This window comes from Lyngbya sp. CCY1209 (genome assembly GCF_035615495.1).
In the GTDB taxonomy this organism is placed as follows: Bacteria; Cyanobacteriota; Cyanobacteriia; order Cyanobacteriales; family Microcoleaceae; genus Limnospira.
The window spans coordinates 25,667-38,981 of sequence record NZ_JAJENU010000227.1 but is presented as its reverse complement, the minus strand read 5'-3'; the positions used below and the strand labels follow the sequence as shown (position 1 = coordinate 38,981).

The following is a 13,315-nucleotide window of genomic DNA, read 5'->3' as shown; positions in this document are numbered from 1 at the left end:
GAGACATCCAGACCGCTTGGGAATCAATTCCCAAGCTAATAGCTCAAATCATCTAAAGATGATTGGGGAATTTGTACAGATCTGACTATAAATTTGCCTCCCCGGCCTCCTCCGCCTCCCCGGCCTCCTCCGCCTCCCCGGCCTCCTCCGCCTCCTCTGCCTCCCCGGCCTCCCCGGCCTCCCCGGCCTCCGTCTCAAAAAAAATATCCGAAAGACTTGACATTTTCCAGAAAAACGGTAACAATAGATACAGAAAGAAAAGAAATCGTTCATCTCTTCTCGCTGTACAGTTTTCAGATTGAGTCAGTTCAGACGGGCAGAGACGGAAGTAGGGGATAATCCCGAAGGAACGCGCCTCACTCAGTTAACCTACGAACAAGAGAGGCGAATACCATGAAACTGACATATCGCGGACAAGGCTACGAATACAATCCTCCCAAAGTTGAAACGACAGAAAACCAAGTCGCAGGGAAGTATCGCGGCCAAGACTGGCGTTTCCGGAACTTGAAAAAAGCTCCCGTTCTGCAACCCAGCTATAACCTGACCTATCGGGGCGTGAAATACACCAACGGAACCGCTGCGATCGCCAAAAACTCCAAAGCGCCGCTGTCTGTGGCAGAACGCGCCCGCGAGTTGATGTTGAAGCGGGAACGGGCGACCCTGCAACGGGAACAGGCCATGTTCAATCGCTTGGCTGACCAAGTTGGGTTAGATGCCAACAGCGGCGAACTCTACAACCCGGCCTGGTAATCTGCCGAAGCTGAATCTCTATTCAGCGTCAACCATAACCTGACACACCCCTGCGGGGGTGTTTTTTTTGGCACTTATAGCGCTGCGTGCAGGCAATCGGCAAGACGAAGCACCGAACATGGGTCGGGTCGGTTGAAATCGGTTTTTCAGAGTGGACTAGCGCTCCAGACCGGAGTGTGGCAAACTTATTGACTAAGCTCATCCTAGCTGTCGGAGAATGATCGCCCCCTTCAATTAGAACGAGAGGCTCTTCCACCGAGACCCGGTGGAGAAGATACGGGCGATCGCGGGCCGCTCTCAATCGGAGAGGGGTGGCAATTTCTCGACCGGGGAATTGAGAGTGGTGTGTGTAGTGGACGAGGAATACAAAATTGCTCAGGTCAATGAAAGGTGTCGTACACCGAGTTCGAGGTGCGAATCCGCGATCGCCAGATTACCAGTGGCGCACCAAACTGAACCTGCTGGGTACGCTCGTACAAAGGGACTTGGAGGCGCGATACAAAGGCTCCATTTTAGGAAACCTCTGGCCTGTGCTCAATCAGTTGGCGCAACTGCTGATCTATACCTACGTTTTCTCCATCGTCTTACAGGTCAAACTGAATATCAACGGAATGCCGGGGGATAGCAAGCTCACCTTCGGACTGTGGCTGTTCGCTGGACTCATTCCCTGGCTGGCTTTTACGAACGGACTCACCCAGGCGGCGACTTCCGTCATCAGCCAGACCAATTTGGTGAAAAAAGTCGTCTTTCCCCTCGGGCTGCTGCCACTGGTGCCGATTTTATCCGCCTTTATCGAGAGTAGCTTCGGCTTGGCGGCTCTGGTCGCCTTCGTCGCCTTCTCGGCCCAGGGACTCCACCATACCCTGTGGCTGCTCCCCCTGATTTGGATTCCGCAACTGCTGCTGACGGCCGGATTGGGCTACCTGACGGCGGGGCTGACGGTGTTCCTGCGGGACATCCCCCAGAGTTTGGGGGTGATATTGAACCTGTGGTTTTACGTCACGCCGATCGTCTACCCGGCGGCGAAAATCCCGGAAGCTTGGCGGGTGTGGGTGTTCTGGCTCAACCCGATCACGGCGATCGCGGAAAGTTACCGAGATCTGGTTTTGGTTGGAACCCTCCGACATTCGGGAGAATTGGCGGTGGCGACCCTGGTTGCGAGTGTTATCTTTTATATCGGCTTGGGAGTCTACCGGCGCCTGCGTCCCGCCTTCGCCGACGTTCTCTAATTTTTGACTTTTGACTTTTGACTTTTGACTTTTGACTTTCCCCATCCATGAGCGACATTGCAATTTCAGTCCACCACGTTTCCAAGTGTTTTAAGCGATACCGACATCCGGTCGATCGCCTCAAGGAAATTTTTTGGCCGGGAAAGAATCTGGCGGAAAGCTTCCACGCCCTGCGGGACATCAACCTGCAAGTGTTTCGGGGGCAAACCCTCGGCATCGTGGGGCGGAACGGCTCGGGAAAAAGTACCCTCCTGCAAATTATCGCGGGGACGCTGACCCCCACGGAGGGGGAGGTCAACGTCAACGGCAGGGTTTCGGCATTGTTGGAGTTGGGGAGCGGCTTCAACCCGGAATTTACCGGGCGCCAGAACGTGTTTTTCAACGGGCAGTTGCTGGGGTTGAAACCCGAAGAAATCGAAGAAAAATTTGACGCGATCGCGGCGTTTGCGGATATCGGCGATTTCATCGATCAGCCCGTCAAAACCTATTCCAACGGGATGTACGTCCGGCTGGGGTTTGCGGTCGCCACCAGCGTCGATCCGGATATTTTGATCGTGGACGAGGCGCTATCGGTGGGGGACGAAGCCTTTCAGCGTAAGTGTTTCAGCCGCATCCACGAAATCCAAGACCGGGGGGGGACGATTTTATTTGTCTCCCACTCCGCCACCTCCATCATCCAATTGTGCGATTCCGCCGTCCTCATGGATCGGGGGGAAATGTTGCTCGAACATACCCCCAAAATGATCGTTTCCAAATATCAAAAATTGATCTACGCGGACTCGGCCACCGCCGCCCATGTCCGCCAAGAAATTCAGCAGTTGAAAGCCGCGTCCGAACCGAAAAATATGCTGCAAAAAGTCGTCAGCCGGCGGCAGCAGAACGGACAAGCCCCCGGAAAGCGGCAGTCCGACTATCGGGACTATTACGATCCGAATTTAGTCCCCGATCACTTGGTGCGGTATCCCAGCCGGGGGGCGACCATCCAAGACCCCCACATCCGGACGTTGAAGGGGAAGCGGGTCAATCATCTGATCGCCCGGGAAACCTACACCTATACCTACGAGGTGGAGTTCGCAAAAACGGCCTCCCACGTCCGCTTCGGGATGCTGGTCAAAACGGTCAGCGGGTTCGAGTTGGCGGGGGCTTCTTTTCTGGCGACCTCCCAATCGATCAAACACGTTGAAGCGGGGACGAAATTGATGTTAGAATTTCAGTTTAAATGTATGTTAGCCCCCGACGTTTATTTTTTGAATGCGGGAGTTTCGGGCATCGTGGAAGGGGAATTTACCTATTTAGATCGGTGCGTTGACGTGGCAATGTTCAGAGTTCAACCCTGCGAAGAATCCTGCGGGACGGGGGTGGTGGATCTGTTGGTCGAACCGCAACTGACGATCGCCTCGGGTCAAGTTCACCGGGAAAATCGGGACGGAATATCAGTCGGATAAAGAATCACATCTGCCATGCAAACGAATGTTTTTGTCGATGATAATCCCCTGGTGGATGCTTTGGTCGAGAAATTGGCGCGATCGCCCGCGACGTTTAAGCGAGATATCATCGCGATCGATGAAATGTATTCCTACCTCATCGACGAACTCGACGACCGGAACGGCGATCGCACCCTGACATATTACTATTCGATGGGTCGCGCGATTTTAGATACGGTCAAACAGATCGCGGATTGGCATTTCGGAACCTTCGAGAACGTGGGATCATTTCTGGATTTCGCCTGCGGATACGGTCGCTTCACCCGCTTTCTGATCGAAGAACTGCCGCCGGAACGGATTTGGGTGTCGGACATCTACAAACAGGCGGTCAAATTCCAGAGCGAATATTTCGGCGTGAACGGCATTTTTTCCACTCCCCTTCCGGAAGATTACGATCGCGATCGCTTATTCGATTTCATCCTGGCGAGTTCGTTTTTCAGCCATATGCCAGAACAGACCTTTGAGAGCTGGATGCGGCAACTGTATCGCCTCAAATCGAAGTCCGGATTGTTGCTATTTAGCGTACTGGATGCGGACTTACTGCCCCCCCACGTTCCCATGTCGGACGCGGGGATTTTATTCAGTCCCGCCAGCGAAAGTCAGTCCCTTGACAAACAGGAATATGGGACAACCTTTGTAACCGAAACCTACGTCCGGCGGGTCCTCGATCGCATCAGCGGCGGCAAAGCCAAAGTTTATCGCCTTCCCAAGGGCCTGAACCGATATCAGGACTTGTACGCTGTCAGCGAGGGCGACGCGGCCCCTTCCACCCCGCCGACATTCTCCCACCACCCGGAAGGAAAAATCGACTATTGTTACATCAAACCTGACGGCGAGGTGCGTTTGAGGGGGTGGGGGGTAGATTTCAACGCCGGGGGACGGGTGGAGGAAGTGCAGTTGTGGGCGGGTTCTCGCCTGCTGGGTACTTATCCCTGTTCTCAGGAACGCCCCGACATCGTCGATCACTACCAACGGCCCGAACTGTTGCAGTCCGGTTGGTCCGGCGTCCTGTCTCCGGGCGAGATTTCCCCCCAAGAGATTCTGATTATCAAAATTGTCAATACGGCGGGTTTGGAAGCGATCGTGGAGGCCGATCGCCTCTCGTCCCTGGCATCCCGCAGGGCGGGGGAAATTCAACTCACGAAAACCCGCACCCAACTCGCCCAAACCCGGGAACAACTCGGGGCGATCGCACAACAATATCAGAACCAATTGTCTCGCATCGAAGGCGAATGGCGGCGGTCTCAGGCCGAATGTGACACCCAAGCCGCCGAATTGGAACGGTATCGGGCTGCCGGCGAAGCCCAAGCCGCCGAATTGGAACGGTATCGGGCTGCCGGCGAAGCCCAAGCCGAGGAATTGGAACGGCGAGAGCGGCAAATTCGGATGGCGGACGATCGCATCCAGATAATGGATGCTCAAATTCAGATGTTAGACAATCGGATTCAGGCGATGGAGAGCAGCAAGTTTTGGAAACTGCGGACAAAATGGTTTAAACTGAAGCGTGCGATCGGCTTGCCCGCTGATGATGAATGAGTTGGATTGACATCTCGAATGGAGGTGCGGGATTCTAGAAACCGGGTTTCTACCCGAGACTGGGGGGGTCAATCGAAATGCTTCTAGAAACCGGGTTTCTTCAGACAATTGACAATTAATTTTCCGTTTTAAAAAAACTGGAGCGATCGAATCATTGAAATCTATGGAAACAACTGAGGGTCAATCTCCAATCCTAATTATCACCGGAATGCACCGTTCCGGAACCTCACTGACCGCATCTTTGTTGCAGGATGCGGGTGTCGATATCGGCAAAAAGTTGGTGGGTTCCAATTACGGAAATGTCAAGGGGCATTTTGAAAATATCGATTTTGTCGAATTTCACAAAGCCATTTTGCGGGACAATGGCATCGACGAACTCGGCTGCGTGACCGAAGATGAAGTTTCCGTCGGAGAGGATGGGCGCGATAGGTACGCTGTCGCGGATCGGGCTCGAAAGCTGATCGGGGAGAGTCGAGATCCGGACGCCCCCTGGGGTTGGAAAGATCCGAGGACGACCCTATTTTTGGAGTTTTGGCGGGAACTTTTGCCCGCGGCTAATTTTATTTTTATTTATCGATCGCCCTGGGAAGTCGTCGATTCTCTGTACCGGCGGGCGACGGATGAAGTGATCCTGGGGAATCCGGAAATGGCGGTCAGGATGTGGATTTTTTACAATCAAAAAATCTTAGATTTTTGCAAAAACTATCCGCAAAATTGTCTGGTCGCAAACGTCTACAAAGTCGGCAAAGAACCCGATTTATTGATAGGTAAAATCGACAGCAAATTCGGAATTAATTTAAAAATTGGAGACGCAACGAAATTCGACCCCGAACTCCTCAAAAACCGGGTCGTCAAAGGACACCAGCCGGGGTGGATCGGCGAATATTTCCCGGAGGTTCTGAAAATCTATCAGGAACTGGAAGAAACCGCCGCAGAATTGAAAGGTCAGTTAACCCCCTTGGAACTGGAAGCGGTGCATCAGAAACCCGAACCGAGTTGGGCGTTTCAAGACTGGTCAGAAATTCGCAAACTAGAGAAAGATTGCCACATCCTGGAAGCGGACGTGAAATTGTGGCAAGACCACTTTCAGGATGCGGTTGATCGCCTGGTGAAAAAAGAAACCGAACTGGGGCGGACTCAACTGAAATTGAACGGGTTGGAAATCCGACAGCAGGACGCGATCGCCAAGCTGGTTTCCACCGAGGAAGAACTGGGAAAAATCCAGGGGGAATTGGAAGGAAAAAACCTGGAATTGCGGGGCATGGAAGCCCACGCAAAAAACCTCGAAGCAGGGTTGCGAGAATCCGAATCAATCCGAGAAGAGGCGATCGCTAAACTGGTGAAAACCGAGGAAGAACTCGGAGAAACCCAGGGAAAACTGCAACAAATCGAATTTAAATATAACGATTTCGACCTCAAGTATCAAGAAGCCCTCAGCCAGTTGATCGGCGCCGAAACCGAACTCGGCCAAACCCAATTTCAGCTTCACGATGCCACCCTCAAAATCGGCGGTTTGGAAGCCGAACTCGGCCAAACGCAATTTCAACTTCAGAGTTCCCAAACCCAATTCAAAGAAGCGCTGGCGAAAATTTTCCAACTCGAAGACGAACTCGGAAAAACCCAGATGGAGCGCAACCTTGCCGAGGCAGAAATTGCCGCGATCAAATCTTCAAAATTGTGGAAACTTCGCGAAAAATATGCCGGCTTGAAACGGCGACTCAAGCGGATTCTAAAACCCCGGTTCGTCTCTTCCATTGACACCCCCGGTCAGTGGGAAGTTGTCGGTTTCGGCGACAATTATCTACAGGTCGAGGGGTGGTGTTTTCACACCGGAAAACGGTCGCCGTCAGCCGTTCGCGCCCGCCTGGACGGCAAAATTTTCGAGGGAACTTACGGAATCGATCGCCCCGATTTAGCCGCAGTTTTTCCCGATATCAAAGGGAGCGATCGCGCCGGATTCCGAGTCCAAATTCCCCTCCCCGTCGGCAACCACAAACTGCAACTCGAAGCCCGGGATTCCCGCGGCCAATGGCACCAATTCGGGGAATATCCCCTGCGGGTGTCCCCCGTGCGGGCCTCCTTCGACATCCCCGCCGACTGGGAACAGCCCCGGGGGCCAGTCGTCTTCGCCGGGTGGTGCTGCCATCCCCAACATAAAATTACCCGCCTGTCCCTGCGCTGCGGAAACCGGACGGTAGAATGCGCCTACGGACTGCAAAGGGCCGACGTCGGGGAAATCTTCTCCGACTGGGCCGGCAGTTCCGCCAGCGGGTTCGAGGCGGCGATCGAAGTGCCCCCCGGCACCTGGGATGTCAGCCTGGAAGCCCTGTTGGAAACCGGGGAAATCGTCGCGTTCCAACCCCCCCAACCCCTGACAATCAGGCGAAACAACCCCCTCAACCGCCTCTCCGGGCGGGCGAAACAGTTGGTCAAATTCGGCGCGGCTATCCGCAAGCGGGCCGGGGAACGCAGACAGCGCCTCGGGCGCCTGATCCCGATGCCCTGGGAAATTCCCACCATCATCCGCCGGATGTCCGAGATGTACCGGGAGACGGGAACCCCCGTGGGAGATATTTTACTGCCGCCGGGATTTGAACTGCCCGAACCCGTCGATCGCTACGATGCCTGGTTGAAAGCCAATACCTGGACCCAAAGAGCCGCAAACGTGCTCAATCACCGCCTTTCAGCCTATGCTCCCGAAACATTGCCGAAAATCTCGGTGGTGATGCCCGTCTACAACCCCCCGATCGCATTTTTAGAACAAGCGATCGCCAGCGTCCGCAACCAAGTTTACCCCAACTGGCAACTCTGCATCGCCGACGACTGCAGCACCGATCCCGCCGTCGTCGAAACCCTGCAAAAACTCGCCGAAACTGACCCCCGCATCCACCTGCACTTCCGCACCGAAAACGGCAACATCAGCGCCGCCACCAACAGCGCCGCCGCCCTCGCCGAGGGCGACTTTATCCTATTTCTCGATAACGACGACGAACTCACCCCCGACGCCCTCGGGGAAATCGCCCTCTACCTCGCCGGACACCCCGAAACTGATGTCCTCTACAGCGACGACGACAAAATCGACACCGAGGGCAAGCGATTCGCCCCCCAGTTCAAACCCGACTGGTCCCCGGAACTGCTACTGTCCTATATGTACATGGGCCATGCCCTCGTCGTCCGTCACTCCCTGTTCGACGAACTCGGCGGCTTCCGCCTCGGCTACGAAGGGTCCCAGGACTACGACTTCGCCCTCCGAGCTACCGAAACAGCCCGCAACGTCGGCCACCTCCCCCTGGTGCTCTACCACTGGCGCACCGCCCCCGGTTCCACCGCCGTTTCCGGCGCCGCCAAACCCGCCAGCTTTGAAGCGGGCCGCAGTGCCATTCAAGACGCCCTCCAGCGCCGCCACAGTGCCGGAACCGCCCACCAACCCAAATGGGCGATCGAGTTGAATCTGGGCATCTTCAACGCCAAATTCCCCCACACCGGGCCGTCCGTGGCGATCCTCATCCCCACCAAAAACCAACTGAAACTGCTGCAAGCCTGCATCGACTCCCTGAAAAAAACCGCCTACGATAACTATCAAATCGTCGTCATCGACAACGAAAGCGACGACCCCAAAACCCTGGAATATCTGGAACAAATTGCCGCCCCCCCCCAAAAACCCCCCGTGCGGGTGCTGCGAATTCCCAGTCCCGAGGGTCGGTTCAGCTTCGCGGCCATCAACAACCGCGCCGCCGAACAAGTCGAGGCGGATTATTTACTATTTCTCAACAACGACACCGAAATTATTACCCCCGACTGGCTGTCCCAGATGGTGGGTTACGCCCAACTGCAGGGAGTTGGGGCCGTCGGCGCCCGGTTAATCTTCCCCAACGATACCGTCCAACACGCGGGTATCATCCACGGACTGCACCACGGACTCGCCGGACACGCTTTCAAACTCAGCCACCGGGACGATTGCGGGTATTTAGCCTATTCTAAAGTGGTGCGAAATTATTCGGCCGTCACCGCTGCCTGTTTGTTGACGCCGCGATCGCTATTCTTAAATAGGGGCGGATTCGACGAAACCGATTTCGCCGTCGCCTACAATGATGCCGATTACGGCTACCGATTATTTGAGGCGGGATACCGTTCGGTTTACTGTCCCGACGCCCAACTGATTCACCGCGAGGGCACCAGCCGCGGCTTCGGGGACAATCCCAAAGAAGTGGCGACATTCCGACGCCGATATGCGGACAAAATCGATCCGTTTTACAGCCCCCATTTATCCTTGGCAAACGAGTGGTTTCAGATTCAACCCCGCCGCTACCGGACGGACGGTTCGGGGGTGAGAATTAAACCCAGAGTTCTGATGTGTAGCAATGCTTTGGAATATACGGGAGCGCCTTTGCATCAGTTGGAAATTGCCTCGAAATTGGCGGCGGACGGGGACATTGAACCGGTGATTTTTTGTCCGACGGACGGCCCGTTGCGGTCGGTTTATGAAAGTCAGGGAATCGAGGTGATCGTCCGGGAACATCCGTTGATCAATGTCTATCAAAATCGTCAATATGATGAGGCGATCGCGGCTTTGGGAAATGAACTGAACCTGCACCGCTACGATGTCGTTTATGCCAATACCCTGGAGAACTTCTTCATGGTGGACTGTGCGGAAAAGATGGGGATTCCCTGCGTCTGGAACGTCCACGAAAGCGAACCCTGGCAGACCTATTTTAACCGCTTCGGCCCGGAAATTGCAGCCCGGGCGCTGACCTGTTTCCGCTATCCTTACCGGGTGATATTTGTGGCGGATGCCACTCGAAATCAGTATTTTTCGCTGGATTCCCACCACAATTTTACCACGATTCACAATGGTTTAGATGTGGAAAGGCTGCAGGAGTCGGCGAAGAATTGGAGTCGGAAATCTGCCCGGGAGTCTCTGGAGATTAAAGAGGGAGAAATCGTCGTTTTGTTGTTGGGGACGGTGTGCGATCGCAAGGGTCAAAAAGACTTAGTGAAGGCGCTGCCGTTACTGCCCCCCCAGTATCAGTCTCGCATCCGCTGTTTCATTGTCGGCGATCGCCCCAGTTTGTACAGCACCCAACTGGCGGAGTTGGCGGGACAACTGCCGGAAAAATTGCGATCGCACCTGACAATTGTTCCCGAAACGCCGGACACGGCCCGCTATTACAAAGCGGCGGATATTTTCGTCTGCACCTCCCGCATCGAAAGCTATCCCCGGGTGATTTTGGAGGCGATGGGATTCGACCTTCCGATTATCACCACGCCAGTTTTTGGCATTCCCGAACAGGTGCGATCGGAGGTCAACGGTTTATTTTATACCCCGGATAAGCCGGAGGAGTTGGCACAATGTCTGGCATCTTTGCTGGAAAATGATATCCGGCGTTCTCAGTTGGCGAAAAATGCCAAATATGTGTTGCGATCGCTCAATCAATTTGAAGAAATGACCGCCGCCTACTGCGAGATTTTCCGGGAGGCTTATCATATCAATCCCCATCCCGAATATGTGGAAGCGGAAGTCGCCGAAGTGGAACCCGTCCCGGAAACACCACCGCCGACACCGCAGTCCCCCCAGGATAAAAGTTACTGGGAAACCAACCCCACCGCCGCCACCGAAAGTCAGTGGGTGTCGAACCCCATCGTCGCCGAAACCATTCACGAGCGGATTTCCGGCGGACAGACGAAAAAATATTGGCTGCGGTGGCTGATTCAGGATTATTTTGCCGGACGCAGTTTCGAGGAAATGATTTCCTTGGGATGCGGTGTCGGCAACCACGAAATTATCATGGCCCAGGAGGGGTTTGCCCGCCATATCGATGCCTTCGATTTTTCCGAAGCAGCCCTGAATATCGCCCGCCAAAATGCGGCGAATCAGGGGGTCGAGATCAATTTCTATCAGGACGATTTCAACACGTTCAACCTGATTTCCGGGAAGCGGTACGACGCGGCTTTCTGTGCGGGTTCGCTGCACCACGTCAAGGAATTGGAGCGGTTTTTGGGTATCGTCCACGAGTCCTTGAATCCGGACGGTTATTTTATTTTGAACGAGTACGTCGGGGATACCTACTGTATTTATAATAACCGTCAATTGAAGCTACTCAATCGCCTGTACGACTGTTTCAATGAACTGTTGCGATCGGGAATTCGGGAACAATTTATCAACCCGACGATTCATCAAGTCTTTGCAACCGATCCGTCTGAAGCGGTGCGATCGAAACTGATCCTGCCCTTTATCGAATACTATTTCGATATCGAGCTTTACAACCCCTTCGGCGGTGGGATTCTCCACCCCCTCTATCCCCTCTTAGACCACACCCAGCTTTTACCGGGCGATCCGAAGGGAGAAACCATCGTGCGGCTGCTGTTGGAATTCGAGGAAATTCTGATGGAAATTCCCGGCGGTTTGGAGTCAGATTTCTGCCTGTGCGTGTTGCGTCCGAAGCGGTTTTAAATTTGGCTTTGATACAGTCACAAATAAAGTTCGGATTGTGAATCTATCAATGAGGTGGAAATTCGTCAAACAAGTTGAGCGATCGCAACTCGGTTGGTTCGGCCTTTACCTGATTCCAGCCGCCGGCGTCTTTTGGTTCGTCACACACTTGGGTGTGGACGTTCCCGTGTGGGCCGACCAATGGGCGCTGGTCAATTTTTTTAAAGCAGCCGCGGCGGGGGATATCGGCGCTTTTTTGGGCGAACTGTGGAAACCCAACAACGACCACCGCATGGTCTTCCCAAAATTGATATTTTTGGGGCTGGCTTTCCTTTCCAATTGGAATATAAAATTTGAACTGTATTTCAGCTTTTTTCTCGCCTGTCTGTCCGCAATTTCCCTCTATTTTATTTCCCGAAAAACCCATCAAAATCAATCCCACTTGATCTTTCATCTGGCGACGCTAATTTCGATCGCCCTCATTTTTTCTTGGGTACAATATCGAAATTGGCTGTGGGGATTTCAACTGGCACTGTTTTTGATTAATTTCTGCGTCATCGCCACCGCCCTGGTTTTCACCCTCCGAAACCCACCGACAAAATCTCAAATAACCCTCGCCGCCCTGCTGTGCGGAATCGCCAGTTTTTCTTCCGCCCAAGGGTTGATGTCTTGGCCGGCCCTGCTGCCTGCGATCGTCAATTTGGAACAAAATTTTCGGCAAAAAATCAAATCTGTTCTGATTTGGATACTCCTATTTTTGGCATCGGGTTGGCTGTACTCGCTGAACTATTCGCGATATGTTCTGGACTCCGATTTTGCGCCGCCTATTTATACTTCTTTATGGGAAAGAATCTGGTATTCCGCCCATTTTTTTCTGAATGTTGCGGCCGCTCCCCTCGCCGATTTTTCGGCGGGAGCGTGGATTTTGGGAGCGATTTTTATTGCCGGTTATGTTCTCTTATTTTTCCGCAATTTTGACCGCGATCGCCTGGAATTTGAATCCGATGCCGTCCCCTGGCTCTGCCTCGGCCTGTTCTCGCTATTTTGCATGGCTTTAATCACCGTGGGGCGGGCGAGTTTGGGGCCCGATTACGCCCTGTCAACCTCGCGATTTACCACCCACTCCATTTTACTGCCGATCGCCCTCATCAATTTACTTGTTCCGCACCTCCCCAGCCGACAATCGGACGTTAAAAAATGGCAAAAATCTGCCCATCTTACCCTCATTTATGGCTTTTTTATGGGCGTGATTTTGAATTCAACCTTGGCGCGATCGCTCGACTCCCTCGAACTGGCGCGATGGCAAATTTCCGAACCGACCCGGGTCAGCAAATCATGCTTTTATCTCATCGATTATCTGGAATTAGAAACCTCCACATTTCTGCAAGAAACCCCCGGAAATTGTCTCGCCATCATCGCCCCCAAACCCGTTGGTCTTTTGGCCCAAGTTGAAAACCTCCGCTCCATCGATCTCCGGGATTTTTCAACCACTCTTTCTTTTGTCGATAATCCGGAAAAACTTTACGGTTTTATCGATAGGATTGGGACTCAGAAATCGGGGTTCAGCTTCCCCCCCGACGGCATCGTTCAGTTGAGCGGTTGGGCGATTTTTCCCGAGGGCGGACGACAGCCCGATTTGGTATTATTTTCGACGGGCGATCGCCGATCTTTTTTTGCCGCCACTTTCGTCAACTTGGACAGTCCCGATATCGCCGAAGAATTTAATTCCAACCGATATCGGCGATCGCGCTGGACGCTACATTTTCCCGCCGATTCCCTCACCGCCGGCGACCATCAAATCAAAGCCTGGGTTTACGATCCGGAAACCGAAACGGTATTTCGGCTGGCCGGAGAAATGCCCGTCACCGTGCGGCAAAAGTGAAAGT

General features: G+C 53.7%; 7 protein-coding genes and 1 riboswitch. Of the genes, 6 read left to right on the top strand and 1 reads right to left on the bottom strand.

Annotated elements, in window-relative coordinates; all coding sequences use genetic code 11:
- Window positions 1-85: 85 nt before the first annotated feature.
- Window positions 86-223 (bottom strand): hypothetical protein, encoded by a 138-nt coding sequence (locus LKE08_RS05145; protein ID WP_324703123.1) that lies wholly within the window; start codon window positions 221-223, stop codon window positions 86-88.
- 41 nt (window positions 224-264) lie between these two features.
- A riboswitch (Glutamine riboswitch) is annotated at window positions 265-356 on the top strand.
- A 37-nt stretch (window positions 357-393) separates the two neighbouring features.
- Between LKE08_RS05145 and LKE08_RS05140 the strand changes: the two genes are divergently transcribed.
- The 6 genes from LKE08_RS05140 to LKE08_RS05115 all read left to right on the top strand — a co-directional run bounded on the left by LKE08_RS05140 (window position 394) and on the right by LKE08_RS05115 (window position 13,311).
- Window positions 394-750: a DUF4278 domain-containing protein gene (locus LKE08_RS05140; RefSeq protein ID WP_324703122.1), complete on the top strand. Its 357-nt coding sequence runs from the start codon at window positions 394-396 to the stop codon at window positions 748-750.
- A 383-nt stretch (window positions 751-1,133) separates the two neighbouring features.
- Window positions 1,134-1,979: an ABC transporter permease gene (locus LKE08_RS05135; protein ID WP_324703121.1), complete on the top strand. Its 846-nt coding sequence runs from the start codon at window positions 1,134-1,136 to the stop codon at window positions 1,977-1,979.
- Window positions 1,980-2,026: 47 nt separating this feature from the next.
- Window positions 2,027-3,424: an ABC transporter ATP-binding protein gene (locus LKE08_RS05130; RefSeq protein WP_324703120.1), complete on the top strand. Its 1,398-nt coding sequence runs from the start codon at window positions 2,027-2,029 to the stop codon at window positions 3,422-3,424.
- Between the two features lie 15 nt (window positions 3,425-3,439).
- Window positions 3,440-4,999, top strand: coding sequence for a methyltransferase domain-containing protein (locus LKE08_RS05125; RefSeq protein WP_324703119.1), 1,560 nt, complete (start codon window positions 3,440-3,442; stop codon window positions 4,997-4,999).
- Window positions 5,000-5,162: 163 nt separating this feature from the next.
- Complete coding sequence (locus LKE08_RS05120; protein WP_324703118.1) at window positions 5,163-11,450, top strand: glycosyltransferase; 6,288 nt, start codon at window positions 5,163-5,165, stop codon at window positions 11,448-11,450.
- A gap of 49 nt (window positions 11,451-11,499) precedes the next feature.
- The gene (locus LKE08_RS05115; RefSeq protein ID WP_324703117.1) at window positions 11,500-13,311 is read left to right on the top strand and encodes a hypothetical protein; all 1,812 of its coding nucleotides are present in this window, start codon (window positions 11,500-11,502) and stop codon (window positions 13,309-13,311) included.
- Window positions 13,312-13,315 lie beyond the last annotated feature (4 nt).